Below are 19,353 nucleotides of genomic sequence, written 5' to 3' on the forward strand. Positions count from 1 at the left end.
ACTCCTCCCCAACGAGGAGCTCTCATCTGGAAGGATGACGCACGTGACCAACCGACCCGCCACGCGCCCCCGCGTGCCGAATTTCTCCTCCGGCCCCTGCACCAAGCGTCCGGGCTGGAGCCTCGAGGCCCTGGCCGACGCGCCGCTGGGCCGCTCGCACCGCTCGGCCATCGGCAAGGCCAAGCTCAAGGAGGCCATCGACCTCACCCGCAGCGTCCTGCAGGTGCCGGCCGATTACCGGATCGGCATCGTGCCGGCCTCCGACACCGGCGCCGTCGAGATGGCGATGTGGTCGATGCTGGGCCCGAAGACCGTCGAGGTCGTCGCCTGGGAGGCCTTCGGCCTCGAATGGGTCACCGACGCCCTGAAGGAACTGAAGATCGCGCCGCGGGTGCATGTCGGCGATTACGGCGTCCTGCCCGATCTGTCGGCCGTCGACACCCGACGAAACGACGTCATCTTCACCTGGAACGGCACCGCCGCCGGCGTCCGCGTGCCGAACGGCGACTGGATCGCCGCCGACCGCGAGGGCGTCACCATCTGCGACGCGACCTCGGCGGCCTTCGCGATGCCACTGGACTGGGCCAAGCTCGATGTCGTCACCTTCTCCTGGCAGAAGGTCATGGGCGGCGAGGCCGCGCACGGCATGATCGTGCTCTCGCCCCGCGCCGTCGCCCGCATCGAATCGAACGTCCCGGCCTGGCCAGTCCCGAAGGTCTTCCGCCTGGCCAAGGACGGCAAGCTGATCGAGGGCATCTTCAAGGGCGACACCATCAACACGCCCTCGATGCTGGCGGTCGAGGATTACCTCGACACCCTGAAATGGGCCGCGCGCATCGGCGGCCTGCCGGCGCTGCACGCCCGGGCCGACGCCAACGCCCGGGTCATCCACGACTGGGTGGCGCGGACGCCCTGGATCGGCCACCTCGCCGCCGATCCCGGCACCTACAGCAACACCGGGATCTGCCTCGTCCTCACCGACCCGGACATCCTCGCCATGGGCGACGCCGTCGTCGGTGCGGTCGCCAAGGGCATCGCCGACACCCTGGACCGCGAGGGCATCGCCTTCGACATCGGCGCCTACCGGGATGCTCCGGCCGGCCTCAGGATCTGGTGCGGCGGCACGGTCGAGTCCGCGGACCTCGAGGCCCTGACCCCGTGGCTCGACTGGGCCTTCGCGTCTGAGAAGGCGAAGCTCGCCCGGGCCGCCTGACGCCCGCGCGACCTCGACGTCACCCGCGTCGTATACCGTGCGCGCGACGGAGCCGCTGTCCGGCCCCGTCGCGCGTCGGTTTTCCCCCGCCCGAGCCGGACACCGCCATGCCCGCGCCCAAGGTGCTCATCTCCGACGCCCTCTCCGAAGCCGCCGTGCAGCGCCTGCGCGACCGCGGCCTCGACGTCGACTTCCGGCCCGAGCTCGGCCGGGATCGCGACGCCTGCGCCGCCCTGATCGGTACCTATGACGGTCTCGCGATCCGCTCCACCACCAGGGTCACGGCCAAGCTGCTGGCGCAGGCCGACCGTCTGAAGGTGGTCGGTCGCGCCGGAATCGGGGTCGACAACGTCGACGTGGCGGCGGCCAGCGCCCGCGGCGTCATCGTGATGAACACCCCCTTCGGCAACGCGATCACCACCGCCGAGCACGCCATCGCGATGATGTTCGCCCTCGCCCGGCAGATCCCGCAGGCCGACGCCTCGACCCAGGCCGGCCGCTGGGAGAAGGCCCGCTTCATGGGCATGGAGCTGACGGGCAAGACCCTGGGGATCATCGGCTGCGGCAACATCGGCGCCGTCGTCGCCGACCGGGCGATCGGTCTCAAGCTCAAGGTGATCGCCTACGATCCCTACCTCACGCCGGAGCGCGCCGTCGAGATCGGCGTCGAGAAGCGCGAACTCGACGCGCTTCTCACGCGGGCCGACCTGATCAGCCTGCACGTCCCGCTGACCGAGCGGACCCGGAACATCCTCTCGGCCGACGCCCTGGCGCGGACGAAGCCGGGCGTCCGCATCATCAACTGTGCCCGCGGTGGCCTGGTCGACGAGGTCGCACTGCGCGCTGCCCTCGAGTCCGGCCAGGTCGGGGGCGCCGCCTTCGACGTGTTCGCGACCGAGCCGGCTTACGAGAACCCGCTCTTCGGGCATCCGAACGTGGTCTGCACGCCCCATCTCGGCGCCGCGACGAAGGAGGCGCAGGAGAACGTCGCCCTGCAGATCGCGGAGCAGATGGCGGACTACCTCCTGCAGGGCGCCGTCGTAAACGCCGTCAACACGCCGTCGATCTCGGCCGACGAGGCGCCGCGCCTGAGACCCTTCGTGGAGCTGGCCGAGAACCTCGGCTCGTTCCTGGGCCAGCTCACCGACGCGCCGATCCACGGCATCCGGGTGACGTATGAAGGCGCGGTAGCGGCGATGAACACCCGCGCACTCACGGCGGCCGCCGTCACCGGCGTGCTCCGCCCCGTCCTGTCGGGCATCAACATGATCTCCGCCCCGGCGGTGGCGCGCGAGCGCGGCATCCGTGTCGAGGAGGTCACCCGCGCCGGCGGGGCACCCGATTTCGGATCGGTGATCCGCATCACCGTCGAGGCCGAGGACATGCCCCGCGATGCCGCCGGCACGGTCTTCCACGACGGCAAGCCGCGCATGATCGAGATCCGCTCCATTCCGATCGATTCCGCCTTCGCAGAGCACATGCTGTACGTGCGCAATCACGACCAGCCGGGCTTCATCGGACGCTTCGGCAGCGCGCTCGGCGCAGCCGGCGTCAACGTGGCGACGTTCGCCCTCGGACGCGATGGGATGGGCGGCAATGCCATCTGTTTCTGCGCCGTCGATGCGCCGGTCTCGAAGGACGTTCTGGCTAGCATCGCCGCGATCCCACAGGTGAAGCGGGTGCGGCCGCTGCGGTTCTGAGAATTTTGCGGTCTCGACAGATCGGGCCGCAAGCTGGCCTCCCGACCGCATTCTGACGTAAACGCCGTCCAACGACGAGGCTTCTCGGCCTCGAAACCGCCAGCATCCGGATCCCCCCATGAAGATCGACGGCAAGCCCTACCGCACCATCTTCCCCGCAGAGGACGGCGCCTCCGTGGCAGTGATCGACCAGACCCGCCTGCCCTTCGCCTTCGAGCTGAAGACGCTGTCCACCCTGGAAGAGGCCGCGGTGGCGATCCGCACCATGGTCGTGCGCGGCGCCCCGCTGATCGGTGTCACGGCCGCCTATGGGCTCGCGCTCGGCCTGCGCGCGGATGCCTCCGAAGCCGGGCTCGACCGGGCCGTGGCGATCCTCGCCGCCACGCGGCCGACCGCGATCAACCTGCGCTGGGCCCTCGACCGTGTCGCCGCCAAGCTTCGCACGGTGCCGGCGGTCGAGCGCGCAGCCTTCGCCTACGCGGAGGCCGGCCGTATCGCCGAGGAGGACGTGGAGAGCTGCCACGCCATCGGCGTCCACGGTGCACAGATCCTGAGCGACCTGCACCGTCAAAAGAATCGCACCATCAACGTGCTGACCCACTGCAACGCCGGCTGGCTCGCGACGGTGGATTGGGGAACGGCCCTGGCACCCATCTACGTGGCGCACGATACCGGCGTGCCGGTCCACGTTTTCGTGGACGAGACTCGCCCTCGGAACCAGGGCGCGGCCCTGACGGCGTTCGAACTCAACGCCCACGGCGTCCCGCACACCGTCATCGCCGACAATGCCGGCGGTCACCTCATGCAGCACGGTGCCGTCGACGTCTGCATCGTCGGCTCGGATCGTACCACGGCCTCGGGTGACGTCTGCAACAAGATCGGCACCTACCTGAAGGCGCTGGCCGCCAGCGACAACCGGGTGCCGTTCTACGCCGCCCTGCCCTTCTCGACGATCGATTGGACCCTGGACGACGGCGTGCGCGAGATCCCCATCGAGGAGCGCGACGGACGCGAGGTCACGCATCTCACCGGGCGTCTGGCCGATGGCGGCTTCGCCACCGTCGAAGTCGTCTCGCCGGGAAGCCCTGTGGCGAACCCCGCCTTCGACGTGACGCCGGCACGCCTCGTCACCGGTCTCATCACGGAGCGCGGCGTCGCCGCGGCCGATGCCGAGGGGCTTCTCGGCCTTTACCCGGAACGGCGCAAGGCCGCCTGACCCCTCAGGCGTCGGATGCCCATTGCCAGAACACAGAGCCAGTGAAGGCGAAGACTTTCTCGCCGCGCTGGTTTACGCCAGTGTTCTGGTGGGAGGCGAGGCCCCAGCCGGGGCGCGACGCGGTCTCGCGCTTGTCGATCAGGGTACAGCTGTATCGGATCGTGTCGCCGGCATAGACCGGCGCCAGCCAGCGCATGTCGCGAAAGCCCGGTGAGGGACCGAGTTGCGGGACCGGACCGGTCTTCGCCGTATAGGCGATGTCGCGGCCGCGGGTGATGTGGAGCCGTTTCATCCAAGCGGCAGCGGTATGCCAACCGGAGGCGCAGAGCGCGCCGAAATGGGTGTGCTGGGCGGCCTCCGGGTCGAGGTGGAACGCCTGCGGGTCGTAGGCTTGCGCGAAGGCCATGACCGCCTCCGGCGTGAAGTGGTGGCCGCCGAGATCCCGCACGGCACCGATGGGTGTCGCTTCGAGGAAGTGGAGCTGTTCGGCATCGTCGGGCTCTGCGGACGGCACGGCGTCCGCAGGCGATACGGCCCGCGGCGGCAAGGAGGCCACGCCGCGCCGCGGAAACATCACCGTGAAGATCTGTGTCATCACGCGCTCGCCATCCCCGTTCAGGACGGTCATCGCGAAACCGACGAAGCCGCGGTCCGGCTTCGAGTTCGAGGCCCGGCAGGTGTCGACCCGGACCGAGATGCTCAGGCGATCGCCCGGCAGCACCGGCCGGATCCAGCGCAGCTCGTTGATCCCGGGCGAGCCCATCGAGGTAGCGCCGCGGAAGACATGCTTCTGCAGGAGACGCATCCCGAAGCCGGCGGTCTGCCAGCCGGAGCCGATCAGCTGACCGACGAAGGTTTCCTTGGCGGCCTCTGGGTCGAGGTGGAACGGTTGCGGGTCGAATTCCTGAGCGAAGGCAATGATCTCGGCTTCTGTCACCGTCAGCGGACCACCCTCGATCACCGTACCGGGCGTGAAGTCCTCGAAGGTGATGCCGTTCATGCGGATCCTTTCAGGCGCTGGAACTCGACGGGCCGAGGGACGGCTCGCCGATGCGGGAGCGAGGCCGCCCTCGCCCGTGTCAGATCAGTTGGCGAAGCGGAAATGCAGCACGTCGCCGTCCTGCACCACGTATTCCTTGCCTTCGAGGCGGAACTTGCCGGCCTCCTTGGCGCCGGCTTCACCCTTCAGGCTCGTATAATCGTGGAAGGCGATGGTCTCGGCGCGGATGAACCCCTTCTCGAAGTCCGTATGGATCACGCCGGCGGCGGCGGGAGCCCGGGTGCCTTTTTCGATGGTCCAGGCGCGCGCTTCCTTGGGCCCCACCGTGAAGTAGGTGATGAGGCCGAGAAGCTCGTAGCCGGCGCGGATGACACGATTCAGGCCGGGCTCGGCGAGACCGACAGCCTCCAGGAAATCGCCCTGGTCGCCGAGCGGCATCACGGCGATCTCGCTCTCGATCTTGGCGGAGACAACGACCGCCTTGGCGTCTTCCGCCTTGGCGCGGGCCATCACGGCATCCGAGTAGGCGTTGCCCTTGTCGGCATCGCCTTCATCGACGTTGCAGACGTAGAGGACGGGTTTCGCCGTCATTAAGCCGAGGCTCTGGAACAGGTGCTCCTCCTCGGGCTTACGCTGCACGAGGCGCGCGGGCTTGCCTTCGCGCAGCAGCGGCAGGGCACGCTGGACGAGATCGAGGGTCTCCTTGGCCTCCTTGTCGGCGCCCTTGGCCTTCTTCTCGAGGGCGATGACGCGCTTCTCGAGGCTGTCGAGGTCGGCGAGCATCAGCTCGGTCTCGATCGTCTCGATGTCGGCCGCTGGGTCGACCTTGCCCTCGACATGCGTCACGTCGCCGTCGGTGAAGCAGCGGACCACATGCGCGATGGCGTCGACCTCGCGGATGTTGGCGAGGAACTGGTTCCCCAGGCCTTCGCCCTTCGAGGCGCCGCGCACGAGGCCGGCGATATCCACGAACGTGAGCCGGGTCGGAATGATTTCCTTCGAGGCTGCGATCCTGGCGAGATCGTCGAGACGCGGATCCGGCACCGCCACCTCGCCGACATTCGGCTCGATCGTGCAGAAGGGATAGTTCGCCGCCTGCGCCGCCGCCGTCTGCGTCAGCGCATTGAAAAGGGTCGACTTGCCGACGTTCGGCAGGCCGACGATGCCGCATTTGAAGCCCATGGGTCACCTGTCCGTTCGCGGGTCCGCTGAAAAGCTGCCCGCGTGAAATCCGATGTCACCGCTGCGGTCAATCGCGCGCGTTGACCTGTTTGACGTCGTCCCAGCCGCGCCCCGCCATGGCGAGGTGGACCTTGTTCTGAAAGCTCGCATCCTCGCCACCGGCCAGCAGGGGCGCATGGTCGGCGATGGCCCGGCAGAGGTCGTCGACCCAAGCCTCCTCCGCCTTGCCGAAGTTGTTCAGCACGTAGGCGTGCACCAGAGCCTTGTCCCCTGGATGTCCGATACCGAGGCGGACCCGGCGGTAATCGTTGCCGCATTGCGCCGTGATCGAGCGCAGCCCATTGTGGCCGGCATTGCCCCCCCCCGTCTTCACCCGCAGCTTGGCCGGGGCGAGATCCAGTTCGTCGTGCAAGACGATGACGTCGGAGAGGGCGATCTTGTAGAAGCGCTGCGCTTCCTGCACGGCACGCCCGGATTCGTTCATGAAGGTCTGCGGCTTCAGCAGTATCGCCCGCTCGGACCCGAGGGCCACTTCGGCGATCTCCCCCTGGAACTTTTGGCGCCACGGTCCGGCGCGGTGCACGCGCGCGATCTCGTCCACGGCGAGGAAGCCGATATTGTGGCGGTTCCTGGCGTAGCGTGGGCCGGGATTACCGAGGCCGACGATCAGGCGCATTGCGCGAATCGATCCAGACAAGTTTTCGCATCGGAACGTCGCGGGCGTCCCCGGAAACGGAGATGCCCCGGCCTGATGGCCGGGGCACCCGCAAGGATGGGGTGAGACAGGGCTTGCGCCCCAGGCTCAATCCTCCTTCTTCTCGTCCTCGCCGGCCTCCTCGGTGGCCTCTTCTTCGGCCTTCTCCTCGGCGGCCTCGGCGGACTGCGCCTCGGCGATCGCGGCCTCTTCGGCCTCGACCTCGGCGCCAAGCACGGTCGGCGGCACGATGTTAGCGACGGTGGCGTCGGGCTCACCGGTGAAGGTGGCGCCGGACGGCAGCTTCACGTCGGTGATGTGGATGGCATCGCCGATATCACGGCCGGTTAGATCGATCTCGATGGCATCCGGGATCGCGTCGGGCGCAACCTCGAGCGCAAGCGTGTGAAGCACGACGTTGAGCGTGCCGCCCTTCTGCTTGATGCCGGGGGCCGCGTCCTCGTTCAGGAAGTGGACCGGGACCTCGACCGTGATCGACTGGCCGGCAACGACGCGCAAAAAATCGACGTGGATCGGCACGCCGGACACCGGATCCAAGTGGAAGTCGCGCGGGATTGCGCGAGTCTTCTTGCCGCCCGCATTGATCTCGAACAGGGTGGTCTTGAAGCCACCAGCGTAGATCAGCGTGCGGACGCGGACCAGGTCGACGGCGATGGACTGCGGAGCCTGACCGCCACCATAGATGACGGCGGGAACTTGACCCTGGCGACGAACGGCCCGGGCGGCCCCCTTGCCGACCCGGTCGCGTGCCACGGCCTCAAGCGTCTTGACTGCGCTCATGGCGTGATCCTTTTGAAAATGAAAATCTCGGGAAAACGCGAAAGGCCGCCCGAAACGGACGGCCATGCCCCGATCCCCGAAGCGCCCGTGCCTCCAAGGGTGTCTGGCGGGCGCTGGCGCGGCCTATACCCGCAAGTAACGCGCGGCGCAACCGAGGCGTCGTCCGGACGCGGTCATTTGGTCGCGAGCCGATCGCCCCAAGGCGATCCATCCGACCCGGATCCGCATCGTGGACCGAAGCCTGGCTGACGATATGTCGGCGTGCAGCTAGGCGAGCCCGGCCGGAGACACGAGCGCGCTATCTTACTAATCGAATCTATAGAGCGGATAATTTGAGAGATCTTTCGCTTTCGGCCACGAGGCATTAACGAAAACGCTCCAATGGGAAACGTCCCACTGGAGCGCGGATCGGAGAGATACTGCCCTGACGCACGGGGCGGTCGTCTTAACGAACGGACACGTCAGCGGTCTCGGCAATGACCCGCCGGGTGGCAGGCACGCGTGGGGTCAGGGAAGGCGTCGTCGTCAACTCGGAAGTGGGACGCACGGTGGCCGTTGCGCGGGCCTGCTCGCGATACAGCGGCGGCATAAGGAATGTACGGTCGTCCGCCATCGCAGTATTGGCAAGGCTGGCCGTTGCGAGGGTCGCGAGAATCAAGATACGGCTGGTCATGACAGGTGTCCTTCTTTTCACCGGAGGTCCATGCCTCATCCGGTGATCGCAATGTATTTGCACCGCACCATCATTCAAACAGGTGATTTCAATAATTGATATCGATGAAATCAATGAGAGGGTAATGCGTATGGCTGGCCGCGTCCCCTTCAGTCGGCGCCACCGGCATCAAGCCGTGCACCCGAGCCTTTGAGGGGTGTGGTTCGCTTGACCGCAGACGGAGCCAGCAGGCTTGCTCACGGTGACAATCCCGCCCGGGGAGAACGATAGTACTTGGGCACCCGTCGTGCGGGCAGCGACGCGCTCCGTCGCGGGGAAGGTCTCGGCCGCGCCCCGATTCCACGTTTCGAAGGTTTGGCTCCAGGCTTCATCGGTGTGCAGTTCGGCAGCATCAGCCCAAGCGACGCGTTCACCCCAATTAAGCCCCGCTATCGCCGCGACGGTAGAGTAGGCGTGTTTGAACTTCGCGGCCCAGCAGGCGGCCCGCGCCGAGCAACTTGCCAACGTTGGGTAGGACACCTTTCTATCCGAGGTTGCCGACCTCCAGGGTCAGCAATTGCGGTGCCGCAGCGCGATCTCATCAATCGATCCCGTCAGCGACTCTGAAACCATAAGCCTTGGTCACAGCGAATCACGAGAAGATTCCCGCCCCAAACCGACGGCTCGTTCACCCTGGCGGATCTATTCTTCCGCATCGAGGAAGGAATGGATGCTATGACACGACCGATCGTATGGGCGCTCGGAGTGACGGCAGCCGCCGCAATGTGGGCCGTCGGGCTAGCAGAGCGATTCCAACGTCCGCTGGCCCCGGAGACTGCCATCATTGCCACGCCGCTGGGCGAGCGCGCCATGGGCGCATCGGTGCGAGGCGGCCCGAGCACCCTGACGCTCTTCTCCGATGCGCAAGGACACTTCTCGACCGATGCGGTGATCGACGGGAAGCGTCTACGCATGTTGGTCGATACCGGTGCAACAGCCTGCGCCTTCACTTACGAGGATGCAGAGCGCGCGGGCTTGCGGGTCGGCGAACACGAATTCCGCGTACCGGTCCAGACTGCCAACGGTACCATCCTGGCGGCGCCGGTGCGTATTCCTGAAATACGGATCGGCACCATCACCGTTCAAGGGGTCAACGGCATGGTCATGCCTCGCGGGCGCCTGTCCACCAGCCTCCTCGGCATGTCCTTTCTGAAGCGCTTGAACGAGTTCAGTATGAATGGAGGCCGCCTCACCCTGCGGGGGTGACCCTGTCGACGTCCTATCGGGTCCAAGGTGTCAACGATCAGGCCCCGCCCGTGGGCCCAGTCGTCGGCACCTGAGACCATCCGAGACGTCCTCAATGGCCCTGGCTGACCACAGCTTTGAGCCTGTACAGGGCCTCCAGGGCCTCGCGTGGCGTTAGCGCGTCCGGATCGATGGCTTCGAGAGCGAGGCGCAGGGTGTCGTCGGGCGCTTCGGAGACCGGCTCCGGCATCGGCGGCGGCGCCAGATTGGCAAAGAGCGGCAAGTCGTCGATGCGGGGCCTTGAGGGTCGGTCGCGCTCGGCTTTCTCGAGATGCTTCAGGATCGAACCCGCGCGGGCGATCACGCCGGCCGGAAGGCCTGCCAGCCGTGCCACCTGCAACCCGTAGGAGCGCTCGGCCACGCCCGGCACCACTTCATGCAGGAAGACGACTTCGCCCTTGTGCTCGGCCACCCGGAGAGTCGCGTTGTCGAGGTGGGAAAGGCGCTGTCCAAGGGCGGTAAGCTCGTGGAAGTGGGTCGCGAACAGGGCGCGGCCGCCATTCTGCTCGTGCAGGTGCTCAAGGCAGGCCCAGGCGATGGAGAGGCCATCGAAGGTCGCGGTGCCGCGACCGATCTCGTCCAAGATCACGAGGGAGCGACGGGTCGCCTGATTCAGGATCGCAGCGGTCTCGACCATCTCGACCATGAAGGTCGATTGCCCTCGGGCGAGGTCGTCAGCGGCACCAACGCGGGAGAACAGCCGATCGACGACGCCGAGGCGAACGCGCGCCGCCGGCACGAACGCGCCGATCTGCGCCAGGACGGCAATCAGCGCGTTCTGACGCAGGAAAGTCGACTTGCCGCCCATATTGGGACCCGTCACCAGGCGGATGCGCCCGCGCCCCTCCCCCGACAGATCGCAATCGTTGGCGATGAAGGGAGCCCCGGAGCGGTGGAGCGCCGCCTCCACCACGGGATGGCGTCCTCCTTCCACCACGAAGGCGTAGCTTTCATCGACAAGAGGGCGGCGCCAGTCGCGCTCGACCGCGAGTTCGGCGTGCGACGCGGCCACATCGAGCCGCGCGAGGGCCTCGGCCACTTCAGCAATAGCGGTTGCCTGCGTCAGGACTCGTCCGGCGAGGGCATCGAACACGGCGTTTTCCAAGGCCAGGGCCCGGTCGGATGCACCCGAGATCCGGCTTTCGAGCTGGCCGAGTTCGATACTGGTGAAGCGCATCGCATCGACCATGGTCTGGCGATGGATGAAGGTCTCGCGCATCACACCTTTGAGGCAGGCCTCGCCCACCCCCTGCGGCACCTCGATGTAGTAGCCGAGCATGTTGTTGTGTTTGATCCGAAGGGTACGACAGCCAGTCTCCTCGGCGTAACGCGCCTGCAGGGCAGCGATGACCTTTCGTGAATCCTGGCCGAGCAGTCGGCTTTCGTCGATCTCCGAATCGTAGCCGGGGCGTACGAACCCCCCATCTTGACGCTTCAGGGGGAGGTCGTCGGCCAGCGCCGCACGAAGTTCCGACACCAGGGCGCGGTCCACGGCAGCAAGGCAGGTCGCGACCGCCAAGAGATCCTCCGGCAGGCGCACAAGGCTCCCACATCGATCGGCGAGATCCTGCGCCGCGTCGAGACCATCACGGAGAGCCGCGAGGTCACGTGGGCCGCCCCGTCCTAAGGCAAGACGCGAGAGGGCTCGGGCGAGATCCGGCGCTCTTGCGAGGCTGTCGCGGAAGGCGGCGCGGGTAGGCGCATCATCGACCAGGAACTCCACAGCTGCGTGGCGGTGCCGGATCGCCTCGAGATCAGTCAGGGGGCCGGCGAGGTGCTCCGCAAGGAGGCGGGCCCCACCCGCGGAGACAGTCCGGTCGATGGCGTCCAGCAGGCTTCCCTTACGCTCACCGGATAGGGTTCGGGTCAGTTCGAGATTGGCACGGGTGGATGCATCGATGGAGAGGGTCGCGGCGGAACTCTCTCGAGTCGGCGGTGACAGGGTCGGACGCGCACCGACCTGTGTACGCTCGATGTAAAGCAGTGCCGCCCCTGCGGCGGCGATCTCGGCCCGCCCGAACTGGCCGAAGCCCTCCAGAGTCGAAACCCCGAATTGCGCCTTGAGCCGCCGTTCTGCCGCGGAGAGTTCGAGTTCAGCCTGGGCCAACGGCGTTACGGGGGCCGAGCATTCGCGCCACAACCGGGCGAGCGCCGGATCGGCGTGAATGGTTTCCGACAGCACGATCTCGCGCGGATCGTGCCGGGCGATCGCGGAGTCGAGTTCGCCGGACGGCACCTCGCTCAGGGAGAAGCGCCCCGTCGAGATGTCCACGGCTGCAAGACCATAGACGGAGGCCGTTTCCCCCGCCTTACGACGGGCGATCGCGAGCAGGATATTCGCACGAGCCGGATCGAGGAGGTGATCTTCGGTGATGGTCCCGGGCGTGACAAGTCGGACCACTTCGCGCCGGACGACGGATTTTGGACCCCGCTTCTTCGCTTCGGCTGGATCTTCCGTCTGCGCACAGACCGCAACACGATGGCCGAGCGCGATGAGGCGGCTGAGGTAGTCGTCGGCGCGATCCACCGGCACGCCGCACATGGGGATGTCGGTCCCGCCGTGCTTCCCCCGTTTGGTGAGCACGATCCCCAAGGCGCGGGATGCGATTTCCGCATCCTCGAAGAACAGTTCGTAGAAATCGCCCATCCGATAAAACAGAAGGCAATCGGTGTTAGCGGCCTTGATCTCGATATACTGCGCCATCATCGGGGTGGCGCCAGCCGTCTCGAGGACGGCCGTACTGGTCGCGTAATCCGAGGGAGCGGAACCGGACTTGGCAACGGAGCGGGCGATGCGCTGTGACATGGGCTCAGCATAGCAGAGCGGCCGTCGGAGAATCAGCGCGAGGATGCGTCTCGCCTGGGGAGAAGCAAAAAAGCGCCAGCGCTGGGGAATGTGAAAAGGGCCGACGTGCTCTGCACGTCGGCCCTACGATCAACCGGACTGCTGTGACCGACGCCGATGATCAGTAGCGCGGGCCGCCTGAGGTGTTGCCCTTCTGCTGCTGATAGCCGGGCTGCGACGGATTGCGGGAATTCGGATCGCTCATCATCCGCGATCGCGGCATGCGGTGCATGCGGCGGTGATGACGGTGATAGCGCATGCCGCGGTGGTGACGGCGATAAGCGACCTGGTCGACCACTTGATCACCGGCGACGGCAAGGGCAGGCGTTGGCATCACGGGAGCGGCCGACGCAGACGTCAGTCCGATGGCGCCGAGCAGAGTGCTGGCGGCCAGAGCGATCGCAAGTTTCGTCATGAGTTCCATCTTCCGTCGACGCGCCCGTTGCGCATCCAGCGAACAAGTCCTTCCAAGTGAATCCGTTCCCATTCGTGGGCATCGAAGATGCCACTCTTTGCGAAGATTTGTTGGGATGAAAGAGACAATGGAAGCCCGCGTGCGGGGCAGCTCAGCGAGCAGTCTTCAGATGCATTGCTCTTCGACGGCAGATTCGGACGGGTTCATGGAAAAGAACGCTGTCCGGGACCCACCGGCGATTGGCGCCTTCATTGCGCGCGTGCCGGTGCTGCGTGATGCCGACTGGCTGTTGAAGCAACGCCACCGTCGACGTTTCGCCGATCCCCCCGCTTGAACGTTCAGCTGGAGAATTGGGCTTGTTTCAGGAGTAGGCGATGTCCTGGACCGTCCCTTGGAGCGAATCGGTCAAAGCAGGCTTATCCGAGGAGGATGTTGTGTCGCATGTCTATCTCGCCATACGAGGCGAAGAGGAGGCGTTACGCGTCGCGTGCGAATTCTTGAATCAAGGGTTGATCGTCTGGTCGATCCGGCGGGATCATGGAATCCTGGAGATGGACCGACATCGCATCTTTCATCACTTCAATCCGCTCACCTCGTAGGTCGCCAGATCGGATCTCTGGATCTTCGCTCTGTCCTACCCCCGGGACGGGCCGGCACGCTCGTTGGATGAAGCGAGGGATCGGTATCGGGCGAGCACGAAGATTTATCGCGCTAGACTACGGGCAGAGGAAGTGAGCTTCAGAAGGCGTTGGTGCGGCGGGTGATTTCGGCCAGGACGGTGCGCAGGAGGATCTGGAGGTCGAGGCGCAGGCTCTGGTTCTCGATGTACCAGAGGTCGAGGGCGGCGCGGCGCTGCATGTCGGCCAGGGTGGAGGAGGATCTGGAGGTCGAGGCGCAGGCTCTGGTTCTCGATGTACCAGAGGTCGAGGGCGGCGCGGCGCTGCATGTCGGCCAGGGTGGGGGTGGGCCCGCGCGAACCGTTGATCTGGGCCCAGCCGGTAATGCCGGGCTTGACGGCGAAGCGGTGGCGGTAGGTCGGGATCTCGGCGCCGTAGTAGAGGTCGTGGGCCAGGGCATGGGGGCGCGGGCCGACCAGGGCCATGTCGCCCTGCAGCACGTTGAGGAGCTGGGGCARCTCGTCGATGCTGGTCCGGCGCAGCAGGGCGCCGACGCGGGTCACCCGGGCGTCGCCCCGGGTGGCCTGGTGCACGACCGCCCCGTCATCCAGCACGCGCATGGTGCGGAACTTGTAGATCTGGAACGGGTGCCCGTCCTTGCCRGTRCGGGTCTGGCGGAACAGGACCGGGCCCTTGCTGTCGAGGCGCACCAGGAGGGCGACCAGGACCAGSAGCGGGGCGACCAGGAACAGGGCCAGGGCGGCCAGGGTCTGGTCCAGGGCGGGGCGGAGGGCCGCCAGGCTGGGACGGGCAAGGCYGGGAYGGGCAAGGCCGGGATGGGATGGGGTCAGCGCGGTCGTGGTGGTGCCGACGGGAAGGCCCTTCCGAGCAGAAGTGGTGTCCATCGTGACAGTGCCCTCAGAATAAGCAGACATCGATTCCCATCAGCCCGTGGCGCTGAAGCGAAACAGGCCAGGTCCATCCCGTACTACAGCGAACAATGACTACGGAAAGCATCAATAGCAGGAATTAGGCTAAATTCCTTGTAAACCATACCCTTGAATTACGACAAACCGAAGGCAGCAGCATGCACGAAAATACAGGTTTGGCAGTATATTTGCCGGCATATTGAAACATATTTCAGTTATTTGAAATGGTACTATCTGAAGTAACCATCGATATTCAAATTCGTGCTCCCGCCCCCTGTACTTCACTAAGGAAGTGCATGTTGACGTCGATGATCCGCCAAATGCCTGGCCCATCAGGGTGACAAAGCCGATGGTTGCACATGCCATGCAGAGCCCGGCGTCATGCGTGGTCGGTGCCCCCCACGGGTCTATGGGCGCCTACTCATCGCTCAGGCTTACCCACCAGGCCGACTCGACCGCAACTTTCGAGTGTCGTGTTCCTTCGGGATTGGCGCGGGGGGACAGGTCGATGCTCGTCATCTCATGTGATGGACGACATCCGCAGGATCGGTCTGACCTTTCCGAAATCCTGGCGTGCCATTACGGCACACACGTCGACATTTGCAATCCGGTACGTTGCTGCGCCGCTAATTCTGCAGGTCGTTGCGCAATCGGATCCTGCGCCCTTAATTGGGCACATCTGAATGCATCCCTCAACACGTTTTCGAGCCTGTCGGCAGTCCTGAGCCGGCAGCGAACGGATACTTTCGGGAAGGGAGAAGTACACTCAGCTCATGCTGAAGATCGGCCGAACGTTGCTCGATTTCCCGAACCTTCTTGCGTCCATCCACGAAACTTGCGGGAAAGAAGCCTCCGCCGACGATCCGTTCAGTTGGGTCGCTCAGTCGCGCCAAGGTCCAGTGCTACCACCAACCGTTTAGGGGCCGGCCGGGTCGAGGGGTCCATAGGTCGGGTTCGCCAAAACCGGCGGGCGGGCGTTCGGCCGTGGCGCGCAAGGCGGGACCTTCGGAATTCACCTCCCGGATCCGCGACCGCCGCCCTTCGTCCAGGGGTTTAGGTGCCGCCGTCAGGGCGGGCACAGTTCGCGCCGTCACCGCGGGCTTCTTCTGCACCGACCGCCGGGCTTCCGGGGTTTTGCCGTCCGCCCCGCGCGCAACCAATAGGTTTCCTGGGCTCAGGCCGAGGGCGATTTTCATACGGGAGTCGTACCCGTAGAGGTCGGGTAGGGTCCGCACCGTGCCGGCCTCGTCCACCGACATCGTGAAATAGGCGAGGTGTACCGGCAGCTTTTCACTCAGGCGGATCTGGCGCTCGCCCTTCCCGATCAGCTTCTTCAAGCGCTCACTCGACCAGGCTTCAGGCAAAACTGCGTCGGCGAACCGGAAGGGATCCTCCACGCGCACACAGCCATGGCTTAGGGCACGGTGAGCGGAGGAAAAGAGGGTTCGGTTCGGCGTATCGTGCAGATAGACGGCGTGGTTGTTCGGGAACATAAACTTGATGAAGCCAAGAGCGTTGCGCTCCCCGGGCGGCTGACGCACCGAGACGTTGCCGTTGCGGTAGACCACTTCGTAGCCCCGACGGGCCGCGTAGTTCGGGTCGCGGGCGAGACCCGGCAGGAACTCGTTCTTCAGGATCGAAGGCGGGACGTTCCAAGAGGGATTGACGACGGCGTACTCCATCATCCCCGAGAAGATCGGTGTGGGCGATTCCGTTTTGCCGACGATCACGCGTGCTTCGTCGCGCTGACGCCCATCCCGGACGACCCGTAGGCGGAACTCCGGGATGTTGACCATGACGTAGTCGCGGCCGAGGTCGGAGGGCAACCAGCGCCAGCGCTCCATGTTCACGATGAGCGCGGCCTCCGCGTCGTCGGTGCGGGCTGCGGACTCGGGCCGGGAAAGAGCGGACACTGTTTGCAGGGTCAATGTGCCATTCGGGGCTAGACCTCGCGCGCGCTGGAACGCCGTCACGGCCGCGACCACGCCGGCATCGTAGAATTCTGGATTGCCCGGTCCGGCATCGAGGGTGCCGGCCGTCCGGGTTTCGAGTCCAAATCGCCTACGCAGGGCCGGAACGCGCGGGTCCGTCATGCCGAGCTTGAGCACTGGCCCCGGCGGCAGATGCACACCGGCCGCGGACGGAGTCTGGCCGTTACCTCGCAACACCGCGAGGCGCGCCTTCAGGGAGAGGTAGCCCGACTGAGCCGGATTGTAGCCCTGCAGCAGCGAACCGGCCGACGCGCCGCCGGATGCGATGCGGGCGAGGACGGCATCCGGTGCCGGCAAATCGAGGACCGGCGTGATCAAGCGAGACAGGTTGGCAAGATGGATGCGACCACCGCGCGCATCCCGTGCATAGAGCACGACGGCGGCCGAGAGCTTCAGGTCCGCATCCGCGATCTGCGCTTCGGTGGCGCCCTGCGTTCCAAGAACCGGCACAGGATAGGCGGACGCCGCTAGACCGTCCTCCCCCGCGGAGGCCAGACGGGCGGCCGCGGATTTTGCCGCAGGCGTGAGTGCTCCATCGACGATCCAGACCGGCTTGAAGGCACCCAACGCATAGAACGCCTGAATGGCCTCGCGATCCTTCGTCGAGAGCCGGAAGAGGAGCGGTGTCGGATCGGCAAGCCGGGTGGCGATGGCAGCGGCCTGCGGGTCGGTCGGCAGGGGCGGCGGTGCCGTTGCTTCGCTCGCAGAAGGCGTTCCCGGAATGGACGCGTTCGCGTCCGGTCCCCTCGCCGCAATCGGACCCGCGCTATCGGCAGACGGATCGGGCCTGGCTGCCTCGGGCGCGCCCGGATCGACCGAGGCGTTCCGCGTAACCGGGGTCGCGGAGGCTGCATCCGGAGCCTGTGCGTGTGAAGGCTGGGCCTGCGATTTCTGAGCGTCGGATGCGCGACCCTCTTGCTGCCGCATGTCGGAAACCTGGGCCTGGGCCCCATAGGCTGAGCAGCCCGCCAGCAGTGCGGACAGCGCGACGGAGGCAGAGCGCAAAACGCCCATGATGGCAACTCCTCGGGACCGACCATACCGGCCGATAGCATTAGGATAATCGGACCAGGCGGCCGCGTGCGCAATCGCACGATCGCCGATGAGAGGTCTCAGGCAGCAGCCTCGTCGACCTTGTCCTCTTCCGCGAGACCAAGATCCTTGAGTTTCCGGTAAAGGGTAGATCGGCCAATTCCGAGGCGGCGTGAGACCTCGGACATTCGGCCGCGATAGAATTGGAGTGCGAAGCGAATGATCTCTGCTTCCAAGCCGTCCATCGTCTTCATCTCGCCGGTCTCTTCCGCGACCAGACTCATGGCATGCGGATCGCGCACTTCCACCCGGACGATCTCCCTCACGGGCTGCGGCGCGCCGCCCTGCACCATCGGCTGGATCGGTGCGGCGGGAATCCGGATGTCGAAGCCTTCTACCTGGGCGGCGATCTGCGGGAATTCGGACACCGTGAGTTCGTCGCCATCCGCCAGCACCACCGCGCGGAACAGAGCGTTTTCCAGTTGGCGGACGTTACCCGGCCAGCCGTACCGGGTTACGAGCGCCATCGCCTCGGGTGTGATGGCTCTGATCTTCTTGCCTTCTTCGGCCGCGAAGCGCGCGCAAAAGGAGCGCACCAGATCAGGAATGTCCTCGCGGCGAGCCCGTAACGGCGGCAGCGTCATGGGGAAGACGTTCAGGCGATAATACAGGTCCTCGCGGAATCGGCCCTGCTTGACCAAGTCGAGGAGCGAGCGATTCGTCGCCGAGATCAGACGGATGTCCACCCGTACGCTGCGCTTTCCGCCCACCGGATCGACCTCACCTTCCTGGAGAGCGCGCAAAAGCTTCACCTGTGCATCGAGGGGCAGTTCGCCGATCTCGTCAAGGAAAAGCGTTCCACCCGAGGCTTCGACAAACTTGCCAACATGACGCTCGGTAGCGCCCGTGAAGGCGCCCTTCTCGTGGCCGAACAGGGTGGACTCGACGAGGTTGTCGGGGATCGCGCCACAGTTGACGGTGACAAAGGCCTTGCCGCGTCGATCGCCGGACCCCTGGATCGCCCGTGCCAGCACCTCCTTGCCGACGCCGGACTCCCCTTCGATCAGCACCGGGATGTTCGATTTGGCCGAGCGCTCGGCGAGGCGGATCACGCGCTCCATATCCGGGCTCCGCGATGTCAGATCCTTGAAGCTCAGCGCGCCTGAGGCGCGCCGGCGCATGCGGCGGACCTCTTCCTCGAGCTGATCGACCTTCAGAGCGTTCTTGATCGAGACCTGCAGACGCTCGGCACCGGCTGGCTTGACCACGAAATCCGTGGCGCCCGCACGCATCGCCGTGACAACGGCATCGATCGAGCCGTTCGACGTCTGAACGATCACCGGCACGTCGAGGCCGGTTCTGCGCATCTCGGACATGACTCCCAGTCCATCGAGGCCACCGGGCATGACGAGGTCGAGAAGTACCACATCGATCGCATCGCCAGCGCGCAACGCCTGGAGGCCCTGCTCGCCACTCTCGGCCACCCGCGCCTCGAAGCCGAGGCGCCGAACCATCGTTTCGGCGAGGCGGCGCTGCACGGGATCATCGTCGACGATCAGGACCGTTGTCGACATGGGGCAGCCTCGCTGTTCGCAAGCGGACGGCATCCGGCGACACGAGGGTCGTCCGGGCGTCATCGTCGCTGGCGTGTTTCGTTTCGAACCGCAGGGTGCCCCAAGAGCGTAAAGCCGTGCTTAACGACGATCCGACTTTTGCGGAGCGGAGAGCGTTCGGCACGCCCCCCACTTCACACCCCCTGAC

Annotated in this window: 16 protein-coding genes and 1 pseudogene; 6 read left to right on the forward strand and 11 right to left on the reverse strand. The window is 65.9% G+C overall.

Going from position 1 to position 19,353, the window contains the following annotated elements; all coding sequences use genetic code 11:
- Positions 1-34 precede the first annotated feature (34 nt).
- The 3 genes from ASF41_RS01895 (at position 35) to mtnA (ending at position 4,129) form a co-directional block, all read left to right on the forward strand.
- Positions 35-1,213 carry a phosphoserine transaminase gene (locus ASF41_RS01895; protein ID WP_056210855.1) on the forward strand — a complete coding sequence of 393 codons (1,179 nt, stop codon included), beginning with the start codon at positions 35-37 and terminating at the stop codon, positions 1,211-1,213.
- Positions 1,214-1,320: 107 nt separating this feature from the next.
- Positions 1,321-2,913 (forward strand): phosphoglycerate dehydrogenase, encoded by a 1,593-nt coding sequence (serA, locus tag ASF41_RS01900; protein ID WP_056490375.1) that lies wholly within the window; start codon positions 1,321-1,323, stop codon positions 2,911-2,913.
- A gap of 118 nt (positions 2,914-3,031) precedes the next feature.
- Positions 3,032-4,129: an S-methyl-5-thioribose-1-phosphate isomerase gene (gene mtnA / locus ASF41_RS01905; protein WP_056490378.1), complete on the forward strand. Its 1,098-nt coding sequence runs from the start codon at positions 3,032-3,034 to the stop codon at positions 4,127-4,129.
- A 4-nt stretch (positions 4,130-4,133) separates the two neighbouring features.
- Here mtnA and ASF41_RS01910 read toward each other — a convergent pair whose 3' ends face one another.
- The 5 genes from ASF41_RS01910 to ASF41_RS01930 form a co-directional block, all read right to left on the reverse strand.
- Entirely contained in the window at positions 4,134-5,129 is a 996-nt protein-coding gene (locus tag ASF41_RS01910; protein WP_056490381.1) for a MaoC family dehydratase, read from the reverse strand.
- Between the two features lie 84 nt (positions 5,130-5,213).
- Complete coding sequence (ychF, locus tag ASF41_RS01915; RefSeq protein WP_056272986.1) at positions 5,214-6,311, reverse strand: redox-regulated ATPase YchF; 1,098 nt, start codon at positions 6,309-6,311, stop codon at positions 5,214-5,216.
- Between the two features lie 67 nt (positions 6,312-6,378).
- A complete protein-coding gene (gene pth / locus ASF41_RS01920; protein WP_056210839.1) occupies positions 6,379-6,987 on the reverse strand; it encodes an aminoacyl-tRNA hydrolase in 609 nt (202 codons plus the stop codon).
- A 126-nt stretch (positions 6,988-7,113) separates the two neighbouring features.
- Positions 7,114-7,806, reverse strand: a complete 693-nt coding sequence (locus tag ASF41_RS01925; protein WP_056210838.1) for a 50S ribosomal protein L25/general stress protein Ctc — start codon at positions 7,804-7,806, stop codon at positions 7,114-7,116.
- 445 nt (positions 7,807-8,251) lie between these two features.
- Positions 8,252-8,479 (reverse strand): hypothetical protein, encoded by a 228-nt coding sequence (locus ASF41_RS01930; RefSeq protein ID WP_056210837.1) that lies wholly within the window; start codon positions 8,477-8,479, stop codon positions 8,252-8,254.
- A gap of 714 nt (positions 8,480-9,193) precedes the next feature.
- Between ASF41_RS01930 and ASF41_RS01935 the strand changes: the two genes are divergently transcribed.
- A complete protein-coding gene (locus ASF41_RS01935) occupies positions 9,194-9,724 on the forward strand; it encodes a TIGR02281 family clan AA aspartic protease (protein ID WP_056211415.1) in 531 nt (176 codons plus the stop codon).
- A gap of 91 nt (positions 9,725-9,815) precedes the next feature.
- Here the strand turns inward: ASF41_RS01935 and mutS are convergent, their stop codons facing one another.
- Positions 9,816-12,470 carry a DNA mismatch repair protein MutS gene (mutS, locus tag ASF41_RS01940; RefSeq protein WP_244479552.1) on the reverse strand — a complete coding sequence of 885 codons (2,655 nt, stop codon included), beginning with the start codon at positions 12,468-12,470 and terminating at the stop codon, positions 9,816-9,818.
- A 259-nt stretch (positions 12,471-12,729) separates the two neighbouring features.
- On the reverse strand, positions 12,730-13,023 hold the full coding sequence (locus ASF41_RS01945) for a hypothetical protein (RefSeq protein WP_056211411.1): 294 nt from the start codon (positions 13,021-13,023) through the stop codon (positions 12,730-12,732).
- A gap of 205 nt (positions 13,024-13,228) precedes the next feature.
- On the opposite strand from ASF41_RS01945, the gene ASF41_RS26385 reads away from it, so the two are divergent.
- The gene (locus ASF41_RS26385; RefSeq protein WP_274534703.1) at positions 13,229-13,357 is read left to right on the forward strand and encodes a hypothetical protein; all 129 of its coding nucleotides are present in this window, start codon (positions 13,229-13,231) and stop codon (positions 13,355-13,357) included.
- A 40-nt stretch (positions 13,358-13,397) separates the two neighbouring features.
- Positions 13,398-13,622: a hypothetical protein gene (locus ASF41_RS24550; RefSeq protein WP_156653175.1), complete on the forward strand. Its 225-nt coding sequence runs from the start codon at positions 13,398-13,400 to the stop codon at positions 13,620-13,622.
- A 139-nt stretch (positions 13,623-13,761) separates the two neighbouring features.
- Here the strand turns inward: ASF41_RS24550 and ASF41_RS26565 are convergent, their stop codons facing one another.
- The 4 genes and pseudogenes from ASF41_RS26565 to ASF41_RS01960 form a co-directional block, all read right to left on the reverse strand.
- Positions 13,762-13,881, reverse strand: coding sequence for a sugar transferase (locus tag ASF41_RS26565; protein ID WP_156653189.1), 120 nt, complete (start codon positions 13,879-13,881; stop codon positions 13,762-13,764).
- A 22-nt stretch (positions 13,882-13,903) separates the two neighbouring features.
- Positions 13,904-14,575: pseudogene (locus tag ASF41_RS26520) on the reverse strand (sugar transferase); the annotation flags it as partial.
- Between the two features lie 896 nt (positions 14,576-15,471).
- On the reverse strand, positions 15,472-17,574 hold the full coding sequence (locus ASF41_RS01955) for a L,D-transpeptidase family protein (RefSeq protein WP_056490384.1): 2,103 nt from the start codon (positions 17,572-17,574) through the stop codon (positions 15,472-15,474).
- A gap of 98 nt (positions 17,575-17,672) precedes the next feature.
- The gene (locus ASF41_RS01960) at positions 17,673-19,166 is read right to left on the reverse strand and encodes a sigma-54 dependent transcriptional regulator (protein ID WP_056490386.1); all 1,494 of its coding nucleotides are present in this window, start codon (positions 19,164-19,166) and stop codon (positions 17,673-17,675) included.
- Positions 19,167-19,353: the final 187 nt, after the last annotated feature.

The organism is Methylobacterium sp. Leaf111, assembly GCF_001423285.1.
Taxonomy (GTDB): Bacteria; Pseudomonadota; Alphaproteobacteria; order Rhizobiales; family Beijerinckiaceae; genus Methylobacterium.